Genomic DNA, 23,321 nt, shown 5'->3' with positions numbered 1-23,321 from the left:
ATACAGCGCACAAGCGGCGGGCGGCGGAGCGAATTCCGTACATAGGTTACCGAACGCGCATTCGGCGCTACCCAAAGGAGTGGGTACGGCATGCACACGGTGGGTGGGATCGGCCGGCAGATCGCGTACTGGCGCACGCGCAGGGGCCTGACCCAGGCCGAATTCGCGCGTCTGATGGGCCGATCGGTGCGCTGGGTCGAGGACGTGGAGGCCGGCCACCGGCAGGCCGATCCACGGCTGTCGGTAATCGCCCGGGCGGCGGTGGTCCTGCGCATCGGGATCGACCGCCTGCTGCCTCCCGAGCCGAACCGGGAGGGCGTCGACCACGATCCGCTCGCGGCGGTCCGGGTCGCGCTGCGCCGGGCGGATCTCGCGCCGACCGCGGGCGCCCCCGTCGAGCCGGCCGATCTCGCGGTGCTGCGGCGGGAGTTGGCGTACGGCTGGACCGCGTACGCCGCGGCCGACTATCTGTGCCTGGACCGGGTGGTGCCGCCGATGCTGGTCGGGACGGGGGCCGCGGCGGTGGGAGAGGCGGCGGATCCGTTCGCGCCGATGGTGGTGCGCGCCGGTGCGCTGACCCTGGCAGCCGCCGCGGCGCAGGTGTTCGGCGACGCCGACCTGGCCTGGCGCGCCGCCGACCGGGCGGTCACCGCGGCCGGGCGCAGCGGCGACGCGGTGGTGCTCGCGCGCGCCGCCGATCGGCTGACCGCGGCCATGGTGGGGCACGAAGGGGCCGGGGCCGCCGCCGAGTTCGCCTTGGAGGTGGAGGCGGATCTGGCCGCCGCGTTGGGCCCGCGCGGCGCGGCCGGGCGGGCGGCGCTGCGTACCCTGCGGCTGGGCGCCGCGCTGGCCACCGCGCGGCTCGGCGATCGTTCGGGCACGCGCGACCTCCTCGACGCGGCGGAGCGAATCGATCCCGGCGCGATCCAGGTGCCGCTGTGCCGGGTCACCGCGCAGGTGCTGCTCGGTGAGTTCGGGCGGGCCGTCGACGGTCGGCTGGACCCGGCCACGCTCGCCGTGCTGCCGCGCGGCAGGCAGGCCCGGCACCTGATCGACCTCGCCCGGGCCCTGGCCGCGCTGGGCCGGCGCGGCGAGGCGGTCACCGCGCTGCTGGACGCCGAGGCCACGGCGGCCCAGGAGATCCGCTGCCGGCCGATCAACCGGACCTTCGTCCAGGAGATCCTGCGCCTGGACTCCTCGGTGGACGGCGACGAGGCCCGATTGCGCGCGCTGGCCGCCCGCTGTGCGGGACAGGGGTCGACCCGGTCGGAGCGGGCATGGATCATGTAGGGGCGGTCCGGGTTGCCGGGCCGCCGATCCACTCCTCGGGAGCCGCCGTGATCACCGTCATTCTCGTCGCCGATCTGCTCCTCGTCGTCGGTGTGCTGATCGTCTTCCTCGGCCTGCGTGATCGTGCGCGCACCCGGACCGTTGCACACGACGGTCTGCGCATCGAGCGGGACAATACGACGCGTGCCGAAGCCGCCGGCGGCGTGCTCGGCGTGCACACCAACCACGGTTCCTGGCCGGGCGTCTAGCTCCGGTTCGACGGAACGGCGGGGCGCGGGCGCGTGGGCCGAACCCCCGGTCGCGCCGAGCGGCGACCCGGCGCCGACATCGGTCCCCGGCGGGCATGGGAGGCTGTGCGCCATGGGTCTGTTCACGGTGGACGAGGCACGCGCGGAGTTGGCCCGGCTGATGCCGGTACTCGACGAACTGATCGTGGTCCGCGCGGACGCGGCGGAGTTGGCCGCGGCGCTGGAGCCGGGCGGGACCCGTACCGAACTGGGCGGCCTGCCGGAGCTGAAGGGCATGCAGGCGCGGCTCGACGACCTGATGACCCGGATCCAGCAGACCGGCGCGGAACTCAAGGGCTTCGCGCCGCTGCTCGTCGACTTCCCCGCCGACCTGGACGGCGTACCGGTGTTGTTGTGCTGGTTGGAGGGGGACCGGGAACTGGGCTGGTACCACCGCACCGACCTGGGCTTCGCGGGCCGGCGTCCGCTGCCGTAGCGCGGCGCTCGGGTAGGGGAATCAGGCCGACAAGAGCGTCGAATCGGGCGAATGTCACCGGTGGCGCGTAGCGTTTCCCACCTGGGAATCGCTGCCTGGAGGTCATCGTGACGAAGTCCGTCCTGCTTGCCGTCGGCACTCGCAAGGGTCTGTGGATCGGTCGCTCGCACGGCGCCGAGCCCTGGGAGTTCACCGGGCCGCACCATCCGATGACCGGCGTCTACTCGGTCGCGATCGATACGCGGGGGTCGGCGCCCCGGGTGATGGCGGGCGTCGTGAACGAGCACTTCGGCCCGATCGTGGTCACCAGCGACGACCTCGGCGCAACGTGGCGTGAACCGGATCTGGGGCGGGTCGGTTTTCCGGCGGACGCCGGCGCGTCGGTCGAGCGGGTGTGGCAACTTGTGCCGGGGGCGAGTTCCGAGCCCGACGTGGTCTACGCCGGCGTGGAGCCGTCCGCGCTGTTCCGCTCGGCCGACGGTGGGCGCTCCTTCGAATTGGTCCGCGCGTTGTGGGACCACCCGCACCGTCCGCACTGGGGGGCCGGCTTCGGCGGTCAGGCGATCCACACCGTGCTGCCGCACCCCACCGACCCGCGCCGGATCGTGGTGGCGATGTCCACCGGCGGGGTCTATGTCACCGAGGACGGCGGGGCCAGTTGGCATCCGTCCAACACCGGGATCCACGTGACCTTCCAGCCGGACGAGTATCCGGAATACGGCCAGTGTGTCCACAAGGTGGCCCGGCATCCGGAGCGGCCCGACCGGCTGTTCCTGCAGAACCACCACGGGGTCTACCGCAGCGACGACGCGGGCGCGACGTGGCAGTCGATCGCCGAGGGCCTGCCCGCCGACTTCGGCTTCACGATCGTGGTGCACCCGCGCCGACCGGACACCGTGTATGTGGTCCCGCTCACCGCCGACGCGATGCGCTTCCCGATCGACGGGCGCTGTCGGGTCTATCGCAGCGACGACGCCGGCGAGACGTGGACCGCGTTGTCCGACGGCCTGCCCGACGGGTTCTGGACGGCGGTCCTGCGCGACGCGATGTGCGCCGACGACGCCGACGTCACCAGCCTTTACTTCGGCTCGCGCAGCGGCGAGATCTACCGGGGGCACCACGGCGGCGACCACTGGGAGCGCATCGCGCAGCATTTGCCCGACGTCCTGTCGTTGCGCGCCGCGGTGGTGTAGCCGCGCGTTGCGACCGACGTGCTCGCGCTGCGTGACGGCGGGGTTCGCACACGTTCACGCGCCCGCAACCCGGCCTTGGTACTGCGCTCACGTCGGGCTGAGAGTGTCGGGACGTCCGCGCTCCACGCAGCGAATCGCGCGTCGAAACGAGTCAGTGTGTCCAGCGTTCTGCCCGCCGCCGTGTTGTTCGACATGGACGGCACCCTCGTCGACACCGAGCAGTTGTGGTGGGAGGCGGTCGAGCACGTGGCCGGCCGGGTGGGCTACGCGCTGGGACCGACCGACACGGCCGACGTGGTGGGCCACGCCATCGCACACACCGCGACTTACCTGCACGCGGTGGTGCCCGAGGGGCCGTGCGTACACGAGTTGTCCGACGCGTTGGACGCGGCGTTCACCGACCGGGTGCGGGGTCGGATCGAGCCGCTGCCGGGCGTCGTGGCCCTGCTGGACGCGCTGGCCGAGGCCGAGGTGCCGCTGGCCATCGTGTCCGCGTCGCCGCGGCACGTGGTGGACCTGGTGCGGGACGCGTTGGGGTCGGCGCGTTTCGCGGTCACCGTCGCGGCGGAGGACGTCGCGCGGACCAAGCCCGACCCCGCCCCTTATCTGGCCGCGGCGACCGCGCTCGGGGTCGAGCCGAGCGCGTGCGTCGCGGTCGAGGACACGGTGGTCGGCGTCACGTCGGCGGAAGCGGCGGGTTGCGCGGTGGTCGCGGTGCGCACGACCGCGCCCATCCCGGCTGCGCCGGGCCGCCGCGTGGTCGCCTCGCTCGCGGCGGTCGGGTTGGCCGACCTGCGCCCGGCGCTGCGCGTGGGGGTATGAGGGTGCGCCCCCGACGCGGCCCCGACGGCCTCAAACGCCGGCCGGGCTTTTGGCCTCAAGCGCCGGCCGGGCTGGGTGACCCGGCCTCCGGCCGAGGTGGCCTCAAGCGCCGGCCGGGCTACTTGGCCTCAAACGCCGGCCAGGCTGATTCGCCTCAAACGCCGGCGGGGCTGGTTTGGCCGGGCTGATTGGTGTCTCGCTGCGGCGGCGGCGTCGTTCGGCGAGTTCCTTTGGGGTCATGAGGTAGGGCCCTACGACCGTTGTCGAATCCTGCGTCGGTGGGGTGTCGGTGGTGGGGGTGGGTGGTACGAAGTCGCGCCATGCGGGGTGTACCCGGAGGTTCGGCTTGGTCGGCCGAGGGCGCTTGTCGGTGGGCTTCGGCGGGGTGGGTGATCGGCGCAGCCTTCCGAAGAGGGCGGTGATGAAGCGGGTCACATCGTCAACTCCTGCAAGTTGTCGGCCGAACTTCATGCGTGGGTCACCGTGTGAGTAGCGAGGTCCACCGTCCGGCCTGGTCGGGTAGGTCGCGGGCATGCGCTTCTGCGGTTGCGCCGGTGACGAACGCCTTTATGCCCGCGTTGGATACCGCCCGCCATGCCGGGAACTGTCGCAACCACGCGTGCGCCGAATCCGGTGTGTGATCGGACCACAGCAACAACATGTAGACGTAGGCGAGTTCCGCCCACGCGGGTCCGATGGCGGACATGCCCCAGTCCACGAAGCAGGTTCGTGCGCCGTTTCCGTGGTCTCCGACGATCACGTTCCACGGGTTCAGATCGGTGTGCAGCAGATGTGTTCCGCCGAGCAGCGCGCGTTCGCCCGGGGTGAGGTATTCCGCCCATCGATCGGCGAGCGGCGGCAGTTCGAGCCCGTGTGGCGCGCGGATACGGCCCGCTCGACTCAGCGCGTACGCGAAGGAGCACAGGTCCTTCCCGTGGGGGGCGAGATCGGCATGCCGTCCGGCCACGTGGGTGAACAGGAGCACGTCCCAGCCGGGCGGCGCGAGGTGCCCGAGCATGGTCGGCGCCACGCGTCCGCCGACCGACGGGGCCGCCAACGCTTCCCGCCGCTGGTGGGTGACGGCTTTGCCGTTCGTGGTCGGTGTGCCCTTGACGAACACCCTTCGCCCCGGCGCCCGAAGCACGGCCGCGAACGGCGATGTCAGCCCATCGGGAAGCGGTTCCGCCTCGTGCACCGGACCCGTGACCGACTCGATTTCCGCCCGGACCGGTTCGGGTAGTTCACTCCACATCCAGCGGCGTTCCATGCGTTGCCTTTCACGTCGGTCACGGGTCGGTACCGCCTACTTCCGCTTGCGGACCGCCGGGCACTTCCTGCACCGGTCCTCGCCGGACCAGTGCCACCACTCGTGTTCACACCCGGCGGTACCGCCGGTGATCTCGTATTCCTCGTCGCGTGCCATGTGCCCTACCTTTCGTGTCGGTAGTGCTCGGATGGTGCGGACCCCGGCCGGTGCTCTTCCCCGGGCAGTCGGACAGGGCGAACGTGAAGGTCAATGCGGCGGCTTGACCCGATACAACTCGGAACCCTTCAGTACATACGGCATGCCGCCGGGCGGAAGCACCATGACGACCTGGTCGTCGGCGAGCCCCGCACATTCCTCGCCGCGTTCCACCCGCCCGGCGGGACAGCCGTCGTGGCCGTGCCCGGGCAGCGGGGCGACCCATTCACCGAGGGCATACCGCGGCGGCAAGGGCCTTTCATGCGGAGGCAGTTCACGCGCCGTGACAACCCGGACGGCCTCCCCGTCCGCCCCGACGACGAACCCCGCTTCGCACCTCACAGCCACCGCCCGCAGGGGACAGGCGGAACAACCAGACGGGGATACCGGGCACGAGCCCGGCGGATGACCCACGCTCGAATGGCGTACTGATCCGGGCCCAACGTCCGCAGCACACCGGGCGGTTGCGTCGACTTCGCCATGCCACTCCCTTCGAGACCACGCGCGATCGAGACCGACGCCGGGGCCGATCAAGACGCGACGAAACAGCCGCTCGGCACGGCGCCGAAGAGCATCGGGATCACAGTTCGTGATCTTGCGAGTACTGAGTGCTCTGATGGTGACGGTAGCTGCATCGTATGCACTCTGCAAGCCATTCGCTGCATAGGATGCAGTGGCATTCGGTGCCGCGTGGACGGCCGCTAGCCTTCACCGGAAGACGGGGAACACCCGACCGGGAAGGCGCAATCCATGCCTGCTGGAGGCAAGCCCACCGTGCGCTCGCGGCGTCTTGGCGCGGAGCTGCGGAAGCTGAGAGAGGCGGCCGATTTGACGACGGCTCAGGTCGCCTCGATCCTCGCGTGCAGTCAGCCGAAGGTCTCCCGGATGGAGACCGGCGCTGTTACGACCCGAGTGCTCGATCTCCGGGCGCTATTGGATCACTACGCGGTGACCGATCCGCATCGGCGCGCATACCTGGAAAAGCTCGCGAAGGACAGCAACAGACAAGGCTGGTGGGAGCCGTACGGCGGGGACACGATCGCGCCGTACTATGCCGACTTCATCGGGTTGGAATGGGATGCCCAGTACATTCGCACCTGGCAATCCGCTCTCATCCCAGGGCTTTTGCAGACGGCCGGATATGCTCGAACGGTAATGCGCGCCAACCCGGCGATGCTCGCGCCAGAACGCTCCGAACAACTGCTTGAGATCAGGCGCGAGAGGCAAGCCCGGATTGAGACGGATGCCGGTCTACGGCTCCACGCCATCATCTGGGAACCCGCCGTGACAAGCATGGCCGGCACGCCCGCCATCCATCGCGAGCAGCTCGAGTCCCTGCTGACGGTGGGGGAGCGCGACAACGTCACGATTCAGATCCTGCCGACCAGTCCTGTCGAGCATGCGGGGATGAGTGGGCCGTTCGTGATGTTCTCGTTCGACCAGCGCGCCGTGGCGGACACTGTCTTCCTGGAGGACCTGACGGGCAGTCACTACCTCGAAAAGCCGGAAGAACTGTCGGGATACACTCTCGTTTTCGACGCCCTGCGTACGGCCGCCCACAGTGCCGCAGACTCAGCAGCTCTCATGACGGAAGTGTTGCGAAAGCCGCGAAGAGGAGATAAAGGCGCATGAATCGCGAAATCATATCGGAATGGCGTAAGTCGTCGTACTCCGACAGTGGGGCGAACTGTGTGGAAACAGCCGTGACCCGGTCCGCCGACTGTGTGGTCCGCGACTCCAAGGACCCGCATGTCGGCTACCTCGTTGTCGACGCATCCTCTTGGGCGGCCCTCACAGCTTCGCTGAGCATCTGACGCACTCCTGACGCCCGCCCCACCCAGTCACAGATGGCAGGGCGCTCAGTTGCACGGACGATGCAGAAGTGCCCCGGCCCGAAGGCGATTCCCCGGTGCTTGTCGGACGCGAGAATTGGAGTGACCAAGATGAACACCTCCCACGCCACCGTTCAGTGGCGCAAGTCGTCCCACTCCGGCGCGGAGAGCAACTGCGTGGAGGTTGCGACCGTGCGTGCCATAACCGCTGTTCGTGACAGCAAAGACCCCGACCGGGGGCACATCGGCGTGCCGGCCGGTGCTTGGCAGGCGTTGTTGGATGCCACGGTGAGTGGCTAGAGCGTCCCGGGGTGCGAAGTGCCCCGACTTGGTGGGGAGTAGCCCCCGAGTCGGGGCATCGTTAGCCGCGCCGCGTCGGGTGGGCTATGGGGCTTCGGTGGAGTTTTGTAGGGCCGTGATCATGCTCCGCAGGCTGCGGAATGCGGCTGATTGTTCCTGCTCGGTCATGCCGGTCAGCATTTTGAGTTCGACGGAGCGCACCGCCGTGGTTGCCTTTTCCAGGCTTTGGCGGCCTCGCGGGGTGAGGCTCGCCGGCAGGGCCTTGCCGACGGGGGCCTCCGCCGGCCTCGTTACGTAACCGTCTCGTTCCAGGGCCTGGAGCAGGACGTTCATCGTCTGGCGGGTCACGAATGCGCCGCGGGCGAGTTCGGAGTTGGACAGGCCCGGGCGTTGGGCCAGCAGTTCGAGGCAGGAGTAGTGCGTCACGCTCATCCCGAGGGGGCGCAGCACCTCCTCCATGGCCGTGCGCAGGGCGCTCGAAGCCTCTTTCAGCAGGTAGCCCAGGGATGTGTCCAGGTCGACGCCCGCTCCGCTTTGACTCATGTCAGGATTCTGACATACCTTGGTGCGTGTCAGGAACCTGACATGCAACGAAGGAGTATCGCCATGCCCGCCACCGGCCCCGACTTCATCTCGCTCCAGGTGCGTGACCTCGACGTTTCGCAGGCCTTCTACGAGCGCTACCTCGGCCTCGTCCGCTCGCCGGCCGGCCCCCCGCACGCCGTCGTCTTCGAGACCAAGCCGATCGCGTTCGCCCTGCGCGACATCGTGCCCGGCACCGATCTCGCGTCCGCCGCCCGGCCCGGCATCGGTGCCGCGATCTGGCTGCACGCCACCGACGTCCAGGCCATCCACGACGCCCTCGTCGCCGACGGCCACGCCATCGTCGCCGCGCCGATCGACGGCCCCTTCGGGCGGACGTTCACCTTCGCCGACCCCGACGGCTACCACGTCACCCTCCACGACCGCACCTGACAAGGCGCCCACGCCCCGGCCCGACGGCGGGCAGCCGACGAGTCGGGGCAGCGGGGGTCGGGGTCGGTCAGGGCTGTGCGCAGAGGCGGTCGATTTCGGCGATCTCCGCCTCGGTCAGGTCGGGTTGGCCGACCACGGAGAGGTTTTGCTCCAGCTGCCGCACGCTGCTTGCTCCGACGATGACCGAGACCACCCTCGGGTCGCGCAGGATCCAGGTGAGGGCGAGTTGGGCCAGGGTCTGGCCGCGTTCGCCGGCGAGCTTGTTCAGCGCGCGCAGCAGGGTCAGGCGCTCCTCGGTGAGGGCGTCCTCGGTGAGGAAGTGCCCCACCGCCATCCGCGAGTCGGCCGGCACGCCGTTCAGGTAGCGGTCCGTCAACAGGCCCTGGGCCAACGGGGAATACGCGATCAGCGCGGTCCCGGTCTCGCCGACCGCGTCCAGCACGCCCCGCTCCGGCTCGCGGTCCAGGATCGAGTACGCCGACTGGTTGAGCAGTACCGGAGTGCCGAGGTCGCGCAGGATGTGCACGGCCCGGCGGTGCTCTTCCGGACCGTAGTTGGAAATGCCGGCGTACAGCGCGCGCCCGGACCGGACGGCCGTGTCCAGCGCGCCCATCGTCTCTTCCAACGGGGTGTCCGGGTCGTAGCGGTGCGAGTAGAAGACGTCGACGTAGTCGAGCCCCATCCGACCCAGCGACTGGTCCAGGCTGGCCAGCAGGTACTTGCGCGAACCGCCGTTGCCGTACGGCCCCGGCCACATGTCCCAGCCGGCCTTGGAGGCGATGAACAGCTCGTCGCGATAGGGCCGGAAATCGGCCCGGAAGTGCACCCCGAAGTTGGCCTCGGCCGACCCGTACGGCGGCCCGTAGTTGTTCGCCAGGTCGAAGTGCGTCACCCCGAGGTCGAAGGCGCGTCGCAACACCGCGCGCTGGACCTCCATGGGCTGGGTGTCCCCGAAGTTGTGCCACAACCCGAGCGACACCGCGGGCAACTCGACCCCGCTGCGTCCGGCACGGCGATAGCGCATGGATTGGTAACGGTTCTCGGCGGCAGAGTGGATCATTTTCCCATCTTGGCCCTCGACCGCCACCCTTGACACCCCCGGATGTCCCTCCTAGGGTCCAGAGCATTCTTTGGCAGGAACAGACGAAGACCACCTGTCGGTGGCTTCGCTGTGCCCTCCTACGCGTTAGCGCTCGCGTGTCACCGACCGGTCCTTTTTTCCGAGGACGGGAACATGGCACAGCAGCCGAGCGTCAGAGGCGTCAAGGACGTCGTCGCGCTCATCGACCGGCAGGGGACCATCTCCGGCCGGTCCCGGGTCATCTGGTTCCTCGTGTTCGGGGGACTCTTCCTCGACGCGTACTCCAACGCCGCACTGGGCGCCGGGCTCGCCCCGATGACGAAGCAGATGGACCTGAGCAGCACCCAGGTCTCCATCCTCACCGCCACCGCACCCGCGCTGGCCATCCTGTTCAACCCCATCGGCGGCTGGCTGGCCACCCGGATCGGCCGGGTGCCCCCGCTGCTGCTGGCCAAGCTGTTCGCGCTGGCCGGCGCGGTGATCGCGGCCACCGCCGACGACTTCCTCGTGGTGTGGATCGGCCGGGTCCTGGTCGGCGTGGCCTACGGCGTCGACTTCGCGGTGGCGATGGCGCTGCTCGCCGAATACACGCCCAAGTCGCTGCGCGGCCGGCTCAACCTGTGGCAGGGCATCTGGTACATCGCCACCACCGGCAACCTGCTGCTCACCCTGATCTGCTTCAAGTTCGACGTCGGCGCCGACATCTGGCGCTGGTCGGTCGGCTCGGCCGGGGTGATCGCGCTGACCCTGTTCCTGCTCCAGTGGGCGTTCCTGGTGGAAAGCCCCACGTGGCTGGCCACGAAGGGCCGACTGGAGGACGCGGTCCGCAACCTGCGCCGCATCTACGGCATCGAGGCGGTCGCCGCCGCCCCCACCGTCGCCGGCGCCGTGCCGGACAAGGCCGACGCCGAGGAGGCGCCGCCGAACGTGGGGATCAAGCAGGCCGGGATCCTGTTCCGCGGCTCGTACCTGCCGCGCACCCTGCTGTCCTCGGCGATCTCGCTCGGCCAGTCCATGCAGTACTTCGCCGTCGGCTGGTATCTGCCGGTGATCAGCCTGGCCATCTTCGGCAACAGCTTCGAGAAGGCCACCATCGGCTCGATGGTGTTCAACGCCTTCGGCATCGTCGGCGGCCTGCTCTCCGCGTACTTCGCCCGCCGGCTCGGCCTGCGGATCAGCTCGGCGATCGGCTTCGGCGGCGTGTTCGTGATGCTGCTCGGCATGGGGCTGACGTTCGACCGGGTGCCGACCTGGATCGCGTTCATCCTCCCGGCGCTGTTCATCTTCTGTCACTCCGCCGGTCCCGGCGCCAACGGCAAGTCGATCGCCGCGCTGTCCTACCGCAGCGAGGTGCGCACCCTGGGCACCGGCGTGACCGGGATGATCGGCAGCTTCGGCAGCGTGGCCGGGCTGTACCTGTTCCCGCAGATCAAGGACGGCATCGGGCTGGACAAGACCTTCATGGTCCTGGCCGTCGTCCCGCTGCTCGGCCTGCTCACCTGCCTGGCGATCCGCTGGGATCCGACCCGGGCCGTCTCGCCCGACGAGGACCCGAACGTGCCGATCATCGCCGCGCCGTCGGCCGGGCCCGCGAACCCCGCGTTGGTCACCCGCTGAAGTCGGTCCGTCACGCGAGACTCGCATTCGAATCAAGCGGATCAAGCGGATCAAGCGGAGATATCGCACCGAAAGGGCTGTGATGACGAAGACGTTGCACCACCCCGGCCGGCGCCTGGGCATTCTGTCCGTGGACGAGGGCACCACCGGGACCCGCGCCGGAGTCGTGCAGGACTCCGGGGCGGTCACCCACCTGGCGTATCGCACGATCGCGGTGGACCACCCCGACGAGGACTCGGTCGAGCAGGACCCGATGGAGATCTGGTCGGCCACCCTCGACGTGTGCCGCGAGGCCCTGGCCGGGGCCCGCGCCGACGGCGTGGAGATCGTCGCGCTCGCGCTGTCCACCCAGCGGGCCACCGCCATGTTGTGGGACCGGCGCACCGGCCTGCCGCTGGTGCCGGCGTGTGTGTGGCAGGACCGGCGCTACGCCCGGGACCTGCTCGGCTACGAGGCCGAGTGGGACGAGCGGCTGCTCGCCCGGCTCGGCCGCCCGGTGGGCAGCAGGGCGCCGTTCCACTGGGCCGCGCGGCAGATCGCCGAGCGGCCCGAGGTGGCCGAGGCGTACAAGGCCGGCACGCTCGTGTTCGGCACCGTGGACACCTGGCTGGCCTGGCGTTTCACCGGTGGGGCCGCGCACGCGGTCTCGGCGAGCAACGCCGGCTCGATCGGCGCCTACCTGCTGCGCGAACACGCGTGGGACCGCGAGTGGATCGAGCACCTGGGCTACCCGCTCGAACTGCTCCCTGACCTGTTCGCCGACGACGACCTCGGCTACGGCCGCACCGACCCCGAACTGCTCGGCGTGGAACTGCCGTTGGCGGCGGTAATGGGCGACCAGCACGCGGCGCTGATCGCGCTGGGCGGACTGGCCGCCGGGCAGGGGATGTGCATGTACGGCACCGGCACCTTCGTGGACGCGGCCACCGGCCGCACCCCCGCGATGCCGATCCCGGGCATCGCCGGGGTGCTTGCCCAGCCCGGTTGGCGCCAGGGCGACACCACGCACTTCAGCCTGGAGGCGTACTGCTCGACCACCGGGTCCGCGCTGCGTTGGTTGTGCGACGACCTGGGCCTGTTCGCCTCGCCGGCGGAGATCGGCGAACTCGCCGCGAGCGTCTCCGGCGCGGGCCCGCGCGAGTGGTTCGTGCCCGCGCTCGCCGGGATCCGCACGCCCGAGTGGCGGCCCGAGGCACGGGCCGCGCTCGGCGGGCTGACCCTGGCCACCACCCGGGCCGACGTCGCCCGGGCCGTACTGGACGGGATCGCGCACTCCGTGTGCGACCTGATCGACGGCGTCGCCGCCACCATGCAGGCCCCGTTCGCCCGCCTCCGGGTGGGCGGCGGGGTGGCCGGCAGCGACACCCTCATGCAGATCCAGGCCGACCTGGTCGGCCTGCCGATCGAGCGCGCCGCCGACTCGGCCACCGCCAGCCTGCGCGGCACCGCCTACCTGGCGGGGGTACGCGAGGGCCTGTGGTCCTCACTCGACGAGGTGGTCGAGGCCCAACCACGCGGCCGGATCTTCGAACCGACCACCACCCCCGACCGGCGCGCCGCACAGCGCGCCGCCTGGCGAAGCGTGCTCGCCGGCTACCCCGCCTGAGCCGAACCGCCCGTACGACCCGGCGGCGCGAACCGTGAACCGCCGGACAGACCCCAGGAGTTGATTGTGATTTCGATGCCCGCCCGCAAGCCACGACGGGCGTCGGCGGCGGCCACGAGAGGCACCCCGCTGCTTCTCGACCGCGGCCGGGCCAAGCACCGACTCGCGGACCACCGCTTCGACGTGCTCGTCGTCGGCGGCGGCGTCACCGGCGCCTACGCCGCGCTCGACGCGGCCTCGCGCGGCCTGGACGTGGCCCTGGTGGAGAAGGACGACTTCGCCTCCGGGACCTCCTCCAAGTCGTCGAAGATGGTGCACGGCGGCCTGCGCTACATCGAGCAGGGCAATGTCAACCTGGTCCGCCACTCGCTCCTGGAAAGACACCGCTTCCGCAAGAACGCGCCGCACCTGGTGCACCGCCTGCCGTTCCTGTTCCCGATCCTGGAGAAGGAGGGCGTCTTCGACGCCCGCCTCGCCAAGGGCTTCGAGGGCCTGCTGTGGACCTACGACCTGGTCGGCGGCTGGCGGATCGGCAAGCTGCACCAGCGGCTGACCGTCGACGAGGTACTGGCCCACGCGCCGACGCTGCGCGCGGACCACCTCCAGGGCGGGCTGATGTACTTCGACGGCCGCGCCGACGACGCCCGCCTGGTGCTGACCATCGTGCGCACCGCCGCCGCGCTGGGCGCCACCGTGCTCAACGGCGCCACGGTGGACCGGATCCTGACCGAGCGCGGCCGGGCCGCCGGAGTCCGGATCGAGGTCGACGGCGAGCGCTTCGACGTGCGCGCCTCCGCCGTGGTCAACGCCACCGGCGTGTGGAGCGACACCGTCGACGGACTGGCCGACGACGACCACCGGCCGCAGGTACGACCCGCCAAGGGCGTACACATCGTGGTGCCGTGGCACAAGGTCCGGATCGACTGCACGGTCACCGTCCCCATCCCGGGCCGGGCCCGCCGCGCCACCTGCACCCGCTGGGGCGACGCGGTCGTGCTCGGCACCACCGACGAGGACTACCGCGGCTCGATCGACGACGTGCACTGCACCCGCCCGGAGATGGAGTTCCTGCTCGAAGGCGCCAACACCGCGTTCGAGGGCCGGCTCACCCCGGACGACGTGATCGGCAGCATCGGCGGCCTGCGTCCGCTGGTCGGCGGCAAGGAGGGCGCCACCCTCGACATGAGCCGCGACCACCACATCTCGGTCGGCCGCGGCGGCATGGTCACCGTCACCGGCGGCAAGCTCACCACCAGCCGGCACATGGGCGAACTGGTGATCGACAAGGTGATGCAGGTCCTGGGTCGCAAGGGCCGCAGCCGCACCACCAACCTGCCGCTGATCGGCGGCGCCGGCTACGACGCCGAGGCGGTCGCCGCATCCGGCGGCCTCGCCGCACACCTGGGCGAGCGCTACGGCACCGAGGCCCGCTTCGTCTCCGACCTGCTCGCCGAGGACCCCACGCTCGCCGAGCCGGTGGTCGCCGGCATGCCGTACATCCGGGCCGAGGTCGTCTACGCGGCCCGCTCCGAGATGGCCCGCTCGGTGGACGACGTGCTCTCCCGACGCACCCGCTCGCGCCTGTTCGCCCGCGACGCCTCGGCCGCCGCGGCCCCCGAGGTCGGCCGGCTGCTCGGCGCCGAACTGGGGCTGACCGCCGCGCAGATCGACCGCCAGGTCGCCGACTACCTCGCCGCCGTGCGGCACGAGAAGGCGGTCCTGCTCGGCGAGCCCGAAGAACCCACATCCGCAGTGATCGCATCCCAAGGAGCCGCGAAGTGATCAGCAGGCAGACCATCACCAACCCGTTCAACCGCGGCGACTACATCGTGGGCGCGCCCACCCCGGCCAAGTGGGCCCGGAACACCCCGATCGGCACCGGCGACGCGTCGCTCCAGGGCCGCGTGGTCGAGGTGCCCGCCCCGGTGATCGAGGACCTGCGCGGCGTGGCCAAGGCCGTGTACACCGACCGTGACGACGTGGTCGCCCGTACCCGCGACTGGTGGGCCGGCACCATGATCGGCGAGACCGACGGCCGCCCCGCCACCCCCGACGCGGTGATCGTCGACGTCGTCGACGCCGACCAGGTGGCCGCCGTACTGCGGATCTGCCACGCCGCCGGCATCCCGGTCACCGCCTCCGCCGGCCGCAGCAACGTCACCGGCGCCGCGCTGCCCGTGCACGGCGGCGTCGTGCTCGACCTGTGCGGACTGAACCGCATCGTCTCCTTCGACGCCGAATCGCTCGTCGTCGACGTCGAGGCCGGCATGTTCGGCGACCTGTTCGAAAAGGAACTCCAGGAGACCTACGGCGTCACCACCGGCCACTGGCCGTCCGCCTTCGCCGTCTCCACCGTCGGCGGCTGGATCGCCTGCCGCGGCGCGGGCCAACTCTCCACCCGCTACGGCAAGATCGAGGACATGGTCGTCGGCATCGACGTGGTGCACGCCGACGGCACCCGCGCCACCTACGGCGACTACCCGCGCGCCGCCACCGGCCCCGACCTGCGGCAGATCTTCATCGGCTCGGAGGGCACGCTCGGCGTGATCGTCTCCGCGCGCATCCGGGTACACCCGCTGCCCACCTACGCCAAGGCGCTCGCGTTCGGCTTCGACACCTTCGCCGAGGGCCTGGACGCGTGCCGCAAGATCATGCAGCGCGGCGCCACCCCGGCGGTGTTGCGCCTGTACGACAAGCTGGAGAGCGGGGTGCACTTCGACCACCCCGAGACCAACCTCCTGCTGATCGCCGACGAGGGCGACCCGATCCTGGTCGACGCGATGCTCAAGGTCAGCGAGGAGGTCTGCCTGAGCTACGGCCCCGAACTGGACAGCGACGCGGTGTTCGAGCGCTGGCTGCGGGACCGCATGCTGGTCGGCAAGTCCTCCGACGGCTTCACCCCGGGGCCCGGCTTCGTCGCCGACACGCTGGAGATGGCCGGGTCGTGGACGGCGCTCGGCGAGGTGTACGACGAGGTGGTCGCGGCGATCCAGGCGGTGCCCGGCACGCTCGCGGCCTCCGCGCACCAGTCGCACGCGTACACCGACGGCGCCTGCGTCTACTTCTCGCTGCGCGGCGACGTGGACCGGCCCCGGCGCCGCGACTGGTACCGCGCGGTGTGGGACGCGGCCAACGAGGTGCTCATCCGGCACGGCGCCGCGCTCAGCCACCACCACGGCTGCGGACTGCTGCGCGGCCCGTACCTGCCGGCCGCGCTCGGTGCCGGGTTCGACACGTTCGCCAAGGTCAAGGCCACCCTCGACCCGGCCCAAATACTCAATCCTGGCAAACTGGGCCTGCCCAACCGCTTCGACGCGTGAGGCGGCCGAGACCCAGTCCCAGGTAGGTCATGAACGCCAGCCGACGCCCCGCGAGCGCGCCCCGGATGTCCTCCGTGCTCTCGTCCGCCTTCGCCGAGGTACCCGTGATCGCGTCGATCATCGGACCCCAGCGCCTGCAGAACTTCCTCGGCGCGCCCGCACAGGTGTGCATCCTCGCGTCCATCCCGGTCGGGCAGCTGCCGAACATCGTGCAGCTGCTCGGCAGGGCGGGCAAGACGGTGTTCGTCAACGTGGACAGCTGCCCCGGCCTGGCCCAGGACAAGGGCGCGCTGGAATTCCTCAAGGCGATGGGCGCTCACGGCATGGTCAGCACCCGACTCTCGCTGATGGAGAAGGGCCGCCCGCTCGGGCTGCTGACCATGCAGAAGGTGTTCGTCACCGACCGCTCCAACATGCGCCGCAGCACCGACGCGATCGCGCGCGGCGGTCCCGACCTGGTCGAGATCATGCCGTCGCCGATCGTGGCCCGGATGACCCCCGAGGCCAAACGCGCGATGTCGCCGTTCGTCGCGGCGGGCTTCGTGGAGACCGCCGAGGACGCGGCCGCCGCGCTCGCGCTCGGCGCGGTCGCCGTGGCCACGTCCGACCCCCGGCTGTGGGACCTGCGGCGCGACCGGCTCGGCGCGACCGCGCCGCCCCCGCCCCCTGCTTCCTCCGCTCCGTAGTACGTAGGAGAACCACCCTTGAGTTACGTAGTCGTCGCCCGCTATCTCACCCACCCCGACGCGCAGGACGAGGTACTGACCCTGCTCGACGAGATGACCCGCCACTCGCTGGCCGAGCCCGGCTGCCGGAGCTATCGCGTACACCAGGGCACGGAGGAGCCTCGGACGATCGTGCTCGTCGAGGAGTACGACGCCGAGGCCGACTTCACCGCGCACTGCGCCTCCGCGCACTTTCGGGAGATCGTGCTCGGCAAGGTGGTGCCGCTGCTGGTGAGCCGGGACGTGGTCCGGCTCACTCCGCGCGAGGTCGCGCCGTGAGGATGCGGGCGGCCGTACTGCGCGCGACCTCGCAGGCCCGGCCGTACGGGACGAGCCGGCCGGTCGCGATCGAGGACGTGGAACTGGGCGAGCCGCGTGCGGGCGAGGTGCTGGTGCGCATCGCCGCCGCGAGCCTGTGCCACTCCGACCTGTCCGTGGTCAACGGCGACCGGGTCCGGCCGCTGCCGATGGCGCTCGGGCACGAGGCGGTCGGCGTGGTCGAGGCGGTCGGGCCCGCCGTGGACCGGGTCGCGCCGGGGGAGCACGTCGCGCTCGTGTTCGTGCCCAGCTGCGGCCACTGTGTGCGGTGCGACGAGGGCCGGCCGGCGCTGTGCTCGGCCGCCGCTGCGGCCAACGGCTCGGGCGGGCTGCTGCACGGGCCGGCCCTGCTCCGGGACGCGGACGGCGCGGTGGTGCACCACCAGCTCGGGGTGTCCGCGTTCGCCGAATTCGCCGTGGTGGCGCAGGAGTCGGTGGTGCCGATCCCGCGCGACGTGCCGTTCGAGGTGGCGTCGATGTTCGGCTGCGCGGTGTTGACCGGGGCGGGTGCGGTGATCAACACGGCGGCGGTACGTCCGGGCCAGTCGGTCGCGGTGTTCGGCCTGGGCGGGGTCGGCCTGTCGGCCGTGCTCGGCGCGCGGGCGGCCGGGGCGTACCCGATCGTCGCGGTCGACCCGGTCCCGGCGAAGCGCGACCTGGCGCTGCGGCTCGGCGCGTCGCACGCGTACCACCCGGACGAGGCGGTGGGCGCTATCGGCGACCTGGTCGGCGACGGCTTGGACGTGGTGATCGAGGCGGTCGGTAGCGCCGGCGTGATCGCGGACTGCCTGGCGGCGGTGGGCCGAGGCGGCCGGGTGGTCTCGGTCGGCCTGCCCGCGCCGGGTCGGCGGTTGGACGCGGTGCCGGCGCTGGCCTTCGCCGGGGAGGGCAAGTCCCTGATCGGCTCGTACATGGGCGACGCGGTGCCCCGCCGCGACATCCCCCGGTACCTGGCCCTGTGGCGGGCCGGGCAGATGCCGGTCGAACTGCTGCACACGGGCACGGTCGAACTGGACGACCTGAACGAGGCGATGGAGGCGTTGGCAAGCGGCGAGGCCATCCGCCAGGTGATCCGCACGGGAGCGGCGGTGGCGGCTGGGCGGTGAACCCCGGGGGTGAGTGCCCCGGTCGCTACGCCAGTGCGCTCAGGTGGTCCGGGTGGTCGGCGGCGACGTCGTGGGCGGCTCGGACGAAGGCGGCGACGGCCGGGGATCGTGAGGTCTCCGGCCAGGCGACCACGACCGTGCTGGGGCTGAGGCCGGTGACCGGCCGGTATGCGATGTCCGGGCGCTGGTACCGCTTCGTGGTGGACAGCGCCAGGAACGCCACCGCCTGGCCCAGCGCGACCACCTCCAGGAGTTGTTCGATGCCGGCCACGAGCGGCCCCTCGGGAGGGTCGGCCGGCGCCGAGCCTGCGCGGCCGTCGACCGCTCCCGCTTCGTCGCTTCCCGTGTAGTAGGCGAGGGTGGCGGGGGCGGCCCCCTTCCAGCGCGGGATCGGTTCGCCCGCCAGGTCGGCCGGCCGCAGTCGCCGGCGTCCGGCCAGGCGGTGCGCGGCGGGGAGTACGGCCAGCCGCGGCTCGACCACGAGCGTCTGGGAATCCAGCCCCCGGCCGTCGAACGGGCTGCGCAGCAGCGCCACATCGGCACGGCCGTCCCGCAGCATGGCGATCGGCTCCCCGCTGCCGCCGACGACGACTTCGGGCGGCGGCAGATGCGCACCCGTTCCCCGGTAGGCGTCGAGGATCTCCCGCAACAGCCCCGCATCGCCTCCCGGCTTGACCGCCACGACGAGCCGGGGCGTCGGCTGACCGGCCCGCCGTGCCCGCCGGGCCGCCGCGTGCACCGCGTCGACCGCGATCCGGGCCTGGTCGAGCAGCACCCCACCGGCGGCGGTCAGCCGCACCTGCCGGGTGGTGCGCTCCAACAGGCGTACACCGAGCCGGGATTCCATCCGAGCGATCGCCTTCGACAGCGGGGGCTGCGCCATGCCCAGGCGTTCCGCGGCCCGGCTGAAGTTCAACTCCTCGGCGACCGCGATGAAGTACCTCAGCTCCCGCACCTCCAGCTCATTCATATCCGTGGACTATAGATCCAGAGTCGCCCGGTCTTTCCCTGCCGCCCATGGGCCGGGGGAGGCTGGGTGCCATGACGACGACTTCGCAGAAGACCGCCCTGATCACCGGCGCGAACAAGGGCATCGGCAAGGAAACGGCGCGCGGGCTCGCGGCCCTCGGCATCACCGTGCTGATCGGCGCCCGCGATGCCGAGCGGGGCGAGGCGGCGGCCGAGGAGCTTCGCGCCGACGGCGCCGACGTACGGTTCGTACCGCTGGACGTCACCGACGAGATGTCGGTCGAGTCCGCAGCCAAGTACATCGACGCCACGTTCGGCCGCCTCGACATCCTCGTCAACAACGCCGCGATCGCCGCCGGACCGCAAAAGCCGAGTGAAACCGTCGCCGCCACCGTCCGGCAGGTCTACGAGACCAACGTGTTCGGCGTCATCGCGGTGACCCACGCGATGCTCCCGCTGCTACGCCGCTCCGCCGCCGCACGGATCGTCAACATGTCCAGCGAACTCGGCTCCCTCACCCACCTGGCCGACCCGGGCAGCCCATGGTCCCCGTACTCCTCGATGCTCCTCCCGTACTGCACCTCGAAAAGCGCTCTGAACGCGATCACCGCGCTCTACGCCAACGAACTGCGCACCGAAGGGATCCTGGTCAACGCGGTAAGCCCCGGCTACTGCGCAACCGACCTCAACCGCCACACCGGTATACGCACGGCAGAGGAGGGCGCAACCATCGCGGTCGACATGGCAACGCTGGCCAAGGACGGCCCAGCGGCCACCTTCCGGTCTGAAAACGGCCCAATCCCCTGGTAATCCCACGCCACCCCGACACCCACCCCACCGAGACCACCAATCAGCCCGGCCGGCGCCAATCAGCCCCACCGGCGCTTGAGGCGAAACAGCCCGGCCGGCGTTTGAGGCCAAGTAGCCGGGCCGGCGCTTGAGGCCACCTCGGCCGGAGGCCGGGTCACTCAGCCCGGCCGGCGTTTGAGGCCAAAAAGCCCGGCCGGCGCTTGAGGCCACCGCACCGGGTTCAGTCCGCGGTCGTCTCGTCGAGCCCCCGGCGCACCAGCAGATCCGCGGCCCGGTCGCGCCACCCGCCCCCACGCGGGCGCGCCCCGGCCATGATCGCCTCGGCCGAATCAGGTTTGCCGTGCGCGCGATCCGTCGATCTGCCACGGCATGTGCGTACAGACCGACGCGACGCCGCCGCCCCGGCCGCAGGAGATCCTGGGCCTGCCGGCCACGACGGCGATGTTCCTGGTCCTGACCATCGACGCCGACCCCGCGGCCGAGGACACCGTCCGCGACCTGCTCGCCGACCTGGCCGGACTGCGCCGCTCGGTCGGCTTCCGGCTCCCCGAGCGCGACCTGAAGTGTGTCGTCGGCATCGGCTCACACGCCTGGGATCGGCTGTTCGCGGGCCCGCGCCCGGCGGAGCTGCACCCGTTCCGCGAACTGGTGGGCGCCAAGCACCGGGCCGTGTCCACACCCGGCGACCTGCTCTTCCACCTGCGCGCGCGGTCGATCGACCTGTGCTTCGAGTTGGCCACCGTGCTGACCGACCGGCTGGCCGGCGCGGCGACCGTGGTCGACGAGGTGCACGGATTCCGCTACTTCGACCAGCGGGACCTGATGGGCTTCGTCGACGGCACCGAAAACCCGGAGGGGCGGGACGCGTTCGAGGCGGTCACGATCACCGCCGAGGAGGACCCGAACTTCGTCGGCGCCGGCTACGTGATGGTCCAGAAGTACCTGCACGACATGCGGGCCTGGAACGCGTTGCCCGTGGAGGCGCAGGAGAAGGTGATCGGCCGGACCAAGCTGTCCGACCTCGAACTGCCCGACGACGTCAAGCCGATCGACTCGCACGTCGCGCTCACCACGATCACCGACCCGGACGGCACCGAGCGCGACATCCTGCGCGACAACATGCCGTTCGGGTCGGTGGGCAGCGGCGAGTTCGGCACCTACTTCATCGGCTACTCCAGCACGCCGAGCGTCACCGAGCAGATGCTGGAGAACATGTTCATCGGCCGCCCGGTCGGCACCTACGACCGCATCCTGGACTTCTCGACGGCGGTCACCGGCGGGCTGTTCTTCGTGCCGACGGCGGACTTCCTGGACGACCCGCCGGGCCCGCCGGACGCGCCGATCGAGCGCGCGGCTCCGGCCGACCCGGCCCCGGCGGCGCTGCGCGCGGACGGCTCGCTCGGCATCGGGGCACTCGGCGCGGCCGACCCGGGCCCGGACGACTCGGTCGACCCCGCAGCCCACCCCGCACCAGCCCCCGAAACCAGGAGCCTGACCCCATGAACAACCTCCACCGCGAACTCGCCCCGATCTCCGACGCCGCGTGGGCCGACTTGGAGGACGAGGCCAGGCGTACGTTCAAGCAGCACGTCGCGGGCCGGCGCGTCGTCGACGTGACCGGGCCGGACGGCAGCGCGGCGGCCGGCGTGGGGACCGGCCACCTGGCCGACCTGGAGCCGCCCGCCGACGGAGTCCTCGCCCGCAGCCGCCGATTCCGCCCCCTGATCGAACTGCGCGTGCCGTTCACCGTGGCCCGCAGCGCCGTCGACGCGGTCGAGCGCGGCGCCGCCGACGCGGACTGGCAGCCGGTCAAGGACGCGGCGCGCAAGATGGGGTTCACCGAGGACCGGCTGATCTTCGAGGGCTACCCGGCGGCATCGATCGAGGGCATCCGCCGGGCATCCACGAACGTGCCGGTATCGCTCCCGACCGACGCCCGCGACTATCCGGACGCGGTCAGCCGGGCGCTGACCGAACTGCGCCTGGCCGGCGTCAACGGCCCGTACCACCTGGTGCTCGGCCCGGAGGCGTACACCGCGGTCAACGAGGCCGCCGACCACGGCTACCCGATCCGCCAACACCTGACCCGAATCCTGGCCGGCGAACCGATCTGGGCTCCGGCCATCGACGGCGCGTTCGTGCTGTCCACCCGGGGTGGCGACTACGAACTGCGCCTGGGCCAGGACCTGTCCATCGGCTACCTGTCCCACGACGACGCGGGCATCCACCTCTACTTCCAGGAAACCCTCACGTTCCTGATGTACACCGGCGAAGCCGCCATCGGCTTCGCCCGTCCCTGACGCAATGCCCGGCGGGCTCAGGTGGGGACGATCTGGAGTTGGATCTGGGTTTCCGTGCCGGCGAAGCCCAGGCGGCGGTAGAGGTCGATCGCCACGTAGTCGGGGTCCGCGACGATGACCAGGGTGGTCACGGACCAGTGGGCCGCGGCGTGCTCGGCGGCGGCGTGTACCAGGCCGGAGGCCAGGCCGCGGTTGCGGTGGTCCGGGTGGGTGCCGACGGTCTGGTAGCGGGCCAGACCTCGGCCGTCGGTGAACAGGCCGAGGCCGGCGCGGAGTCGGCCGTCCTCGAAGGCGCCGAACCAGGCGCCGTGGCCGCGTTCCTGCAGCGCGCGGAAGCCCGCCAGGCGGCGGGCGGCGAACTCGCGGTAGGCGGTGGGTTCGAAGTCCGTGTTGCCGGCCTCGTTGAGCGCGAGCGCCTGGGCCCAGTCGTCGTCGCTGTCGGCGACGCGGTAGGTCGCGGTGGTGTTGGGGCGGGCCGGCGGGCGCAGGGACGCGGCGGTCAGGACCGTGCCGCGCTCGACGTGCAGCTCGGCGGCGGCGAGGTCGGCCGGGTCGCCGGCGGTACCGTCCGTGCCGTCGACGCCGAGCGCCACGTGGTCCGCGTCGGGGAAATCCCGACGGAAGGTGTCCACCCAGCGGGCCGCGGCGCCGGGGGCCGGGGGAGCGGGCAGGAGGAGGAAGTTGCCCCAGTGGAAAGTGGGGTTGGCGGGCGTACGGACGACCCGGTAGCCGTCCCGCTCCTCGACGCGGCTGCCCTGGAGGGTGAGCAGCATCAGGTCGGTGCGGAAGCCGAGGGAGATCACGGGCGAGGTCGCGGCGGTCATGAGGACACCCCATCACACGACACGTCCACCCTTCCGGTGAGTGGAAGG

At 71.3% G+C, this 23,321-nt stretch carries 25 protein-coding genes; 19 read left to right on the top strand and 6 right to left on the bottom strand.

Features of this window, described 5'->3' with window-relative positions; translation table 11 throughout:
- Positions 1-90: 90 nt before the first annotated feature.
- From ACH4XV_RS17690 to ACH4XV_RS17670, 5 genes are all read left to right on the top strand, one after another.
- Positions 91-1,290, top strand: a complete 1,200-nt coding sequence (locus tag ACH4XV_RS17690; protein WP_395790723.1) for a helix-turn-helix domain-containing protein — start codon at positions 91-93, stop codon at positions 1,288-1,290.
- Positions 1,278-1,538 carry a hypothetical protein gene (locus tag ACH4XV_RS17685; RefSeq protein WP_395790721.1) on the top strand — a complete coding sequence of 87 codons (261 nt, stop codon included), beginning with the start codon at positions 1,278-1,280 and terminating at the stop codon, positions 1,536-1,538. Before ACH4XV_RS17690 ends, ACH4XV_RS17685 begins: the two co-directional genes overlap by 13 nt.
- 112 nt (positions 1,539-1,650) lie before the next feature.
- Positions 1,651-2,013 (top strand): DUF2203 domain-containing protein, encoded by a 363-nt coding sequence (locus ACH4XV_RS17680; protein WP_078974297.1) that lies wholly within the window; start codon positions 1,651-1,653, stop codon positions 2,011-2,013.
- A 107-nt stretch (positions 2,014-2,120) separates the two neighbouring features.
- Entirely contained in the window at positions 2,121-3,206 is a 1,086-nt protein-coding gene (locus ACH4XV_RS17675; RefSeq protein WP_395790719.1) for an exo-alpha-sialidase, read from the top strand.
- Between the two features lie 156 nt (positions 3,207-3,362).
- Positions 3,363-4,028 (top strand): HAD family hydrolase, encoded by a 666-nt coding sequence (locus ACH4XV_RS17670; RefSeq protein WP_395790717.1) that lies wholly within the window; start codon positions 3,363-3,365, stop codon positions 4,026-4,028.
- 478 nt (positions 4,029-4,506) lie between these two features.
- Here ACH4XV_RS17670 and ACH4XV_RS17665 read toward each other — a convergent pair whose 3' ends face one another.
- Entirely contained in the window at positions 4,507-5,280 is a 774-nt protein-coding gene (locus ACH4XV_RS17665) for a phosphotransferase (RefSeq protein WP_395790715.1), read from the bottom strand.
- A gap of 261 nt (positions 5,281-5,541) precedes the next feature.
- Positions 5,542-5,742, bottom strand: coding sequence for a hypothetical protein (locus ACH4XV_RS17660; RefSeq protein ID WP_395790713.1), 201 nt, complete (start codon positions 5,740-5,742; stop codon positions 5,542-5,544).
- A gap of 498 nt (positions 5,743-6,240) precedes the next feature.
- On the opposite strand from ACH4XV_RS17660, the gene ACH4XV_RS17655 reads away from it, so the two are divergent.
- The 3 genes from ACH4XV_RS17655 (at position 6,241) to ACH4XV_RS17645 (ending at position 7,622) form a co-directional block, all read left to right on the top strand.
- Entirely contained in the window at positions 6,241-7,122 is an 882-nt protein-coding gene (locus ACH4XV_RS17655) for a helix-turn-helix domain-containing protein (protein WP_395790711.1), read from the top strand.
- Positions 7,119-7,304, top strand: coding sequence for a DUF397 domain-containing protein (locus ACH4XV_RS17650; RefSeq protein WP_395790709.1), 186 nt, complete (start codon positions 7,119-7,121; stop codon positions 7,302-7,304). Before ACH4XV_RS17655 ends, ACH4XV_RS17650 begins: the two co-directional genes overlap by 4 nt.
- Positions 7,305-7,433: 129 nt before the next feature.
- The gene (locus tag ACH4XV_RS17645; protein WP_395791111.1) at positions 7,434-7,622 is read left to right on the top strand and encodes a DUF397 domain-containing protein; all 189 of its coding nucleotides are present in this window, start codon (positions 7,434-7,436) and stop codon (positions 7,620-7,622) included.
- Between the two features lie 84 nt (positions 7,623-7,706).
- On the opposite strand, the gene ACH4XV_RS17640 is transcribed toward ACH4XV_RS17645, so the two are convergent.
- On the bottom strand, positions 7,707-8,165 hold the full coding sequence (locus ACH4XV_RS17640; protein WP_395790707.1) for a MarR family winged helix-turn-helix transcriptional regulator: 459 nt from the start codon (positions 8,163-8,165) through the stop codon (positions 7,707-7,709).
- Between the two features lie 63 nt (positions 8,166-8,228).
- Between ACH4XV_RS17640 and ACH4XV_RS17635 the strand changes: the two genes are divergently transcribed.
- Positions 8,229-8,597: a VOC family protein gene (locus tag ACH4XV_RS17635; protein ID WP_395790705.1), complete on the top strand. Its 369-nt coding sequence runs from the start codon at positions 8,229-8,231 to the stop codon at positions 8,595-8,597.
- 67 nt (positions 8,598-8,664) lie between these two features.
- On the opposite strand, the gene ACH4XV_RS17630 is transcribed toward ACH4XV_RS17635, so the two are convergent.
- Positions 8,665-9,657 carry an aldo/keto reductase gene (locus tag ACH4XV_RS17630; RefSeq protein ID WP_395790703.1) on the bottom strand — a complete coding sequence of 331 codons (993 nt, stop codon included), beginning with the start codon at positions 9,655-9,657 and terminating at the stop codon, positions 8,665-8,667.
- Positions 9,658-9,831: 174 nt separating this feature from the next.
- On the opposite strand from ACH4XV_RS17630, the gene ACH4XV_RS17625 reads away from it, so the two are divergent.
- From ACH4XV_RS17625 to ACH4XV_RS17595, 7 genes are all read left to right on the top strand, one after another.
- Entirely contained in the window at positions 9,832-11,295 is a 1,464-nt protein-coding gene (locus ACH4XV_RS17625) for an MFS transporter (RefSeq protein ID WP_380001232.1), read from the top strand.
- A gap of 82 nt (positions 11,296-11,377) precedes the next feature.
- On the top strand, positions 11,378-12,901 hold the full coding sequence (locus ACH4XV_RS17620; RefSeq protein WP_395790701.1) for an FGGY family carbohydrate kinase: 1,524 nt from the start codon (positions 11,378-11,380) through the stop codon (positions 12,899-12,901).
- A 66-nt stretch (positions 12,902-12,967) separates the two neighbouring features.
- A complete protein-coding gene (locus ACH4XV_RS17615; protein ID WP_395790699.1) occupies positions 12,968-14,683 on the top strand; it encodes a glycerol-3-phosphate dehydrogenase/oxidase in 1,716 nt (571 codons plus the stop codon).
- Complete coding sequence (locus ACH4XV_RS17610) at positions 14,680-16,221, top strand: FAD-binding oxidoreductase (protein ID WP_395790697.1); 1,542 nt, start codon at positions 14,680-14,682, stop codon at positions 16,219-16,221. Before ACH4XV_RS17615 ends, ACH4XV_RS17610 begins: the two co-directional genes overlap by 4 nt.
- Positions 16,222-16,250: 29 nt before the next feature.
- Positions 16,251-16,907, top strand: coding sequence for a glycerol-3-phosphate responsive antiterminator (locus tag ACH4XV_RS17605; RefSeq protein ID WP_395790695.1), 657 nt, complete (start codon positions 16,251-16,253; stop codon positions 16,905-16,907).
- 18 nt (positions 16,908-16,925) lie between these two features.
- Complete coding sequence (locus tag ACH4XV_RS17600) at positions 16,926-17,225, top strand: putative quinol monooxygenase (RefSeq protein WP_395790693.1); 300 nt, start codon at positions 16,926-16,928, stop codon at positions 17,223-17,225.
- Positions 17,222-18,370, top strand: coding sequence for an alcohol dehydrogenase catalytic domain-containing protein (locus ACH4XV_RS17595; RefSeq protein WP_395790691.1), 1,149 nt, complete (start codon positions 17,222-17,224; stop codon positions 18,368-18,370). Before ACH4XV_RS17600 ends, ACH4XV_RS17595 begins: the two co-directional genes overlap by 4 nt.
- Positions 18,371-18,395: 25 nt before the next feature.
- Here the strand turns inward: ACH4XV_RS17595 and ACH4XV_RS17590 are convergent, their stop codons facing one another.
- On the bottom strand, positions 18,396-19,340 hold the full coding sequence (locus tag ACH4XV_RS17590; protein ID WP_395790689.1) for a LysR family transcriptional regulator: 945 nt from the start codon (positions 19,338-19,340) through the stop codon (positions 18,396-18,398).
- Between the two features lie 71 nt (positions 19,341-19,411).
- Here ACH4XV_RS17590 and ACH4XV_RS17585 point away from each other — a divergent pair, with 71 nt between their 5' ends.
- From ACH4XV_RS17585 to ACH4XV_RS17575, 3 genes are all read left to right on the top strand, one after another.
- Positions 19,412-20,149, top strand: a complete 738-nt coding sequence (locus ACH4XV_RS17585; protein WP_395790687.1) for an SDR family oxidoreductase — start codon at positions 19,412-19,414, stop codon at positions 20,147-20,149.
- A 369-nt stretch (positions 20,150-20,518) separates the two neighbouring features.
- Positions 20,519-21,652: a Dyp-type peroxidase gene (locus tag ACH4XV_RS17580; RefSeq protein ID WP_395790685.1), complete on the top strand. Its 1,134-nt coding sequence runs from the start codon at positions 20,519-20,521 to the stop codon at positions 21,650-21,652.
- On the top strand, positions 21,649-22,449 hold the full coding sequence (locus ACH4XV_RS17575) for a family 1 encapsulin nanocompartment shell protein (protein ID WP_395790683.1): 801 nt from the start codon (positions 21,649-21,651) through the stop codon (positions 22,447-22,449). The genes ACH4XV_RS17580 and ACH4XV_RS17575 overlap by 4 nt, the downstream gene beginning before the upstream one ends.
- A gap of 17 nt (positions 22,450-22,466) precedes the next feature.
- Here the strand turns inward: ACH4XV_RS17575 and ACH4XV_RS17570 are convergent, their stop codons facing one another.
- Positions 22,467-23,273 carry a GNAT family N-acetyltransferase gene (locus ACH4XV_RS17570; protein ID WP_395790681.1) on the bottom strand — a complete coding sequence of 269 codons (807 nt, stop codon included), beginning with the start codon at positions 23,271-23,273 and terminating at the stop codon, positions 22,467-22,469.
- Positions 23,274-23,321 lie beyond the last annotated feature (48 nt).

It is taken from the genome of Embleya sp. NPDC020630 (genome assembly GCF_044334985.1).
In the GTDB taxonomy this organism is placed as follows: Bacteria; Actinomycetota; Actinomycetes; order Streptomycetales; family Streptomycetaceae; genus Embleya.
Note: the sequence above shows the minus strand (reverse complement) of the source record. Positions and strands in the feature narration are given on the sequence as shown.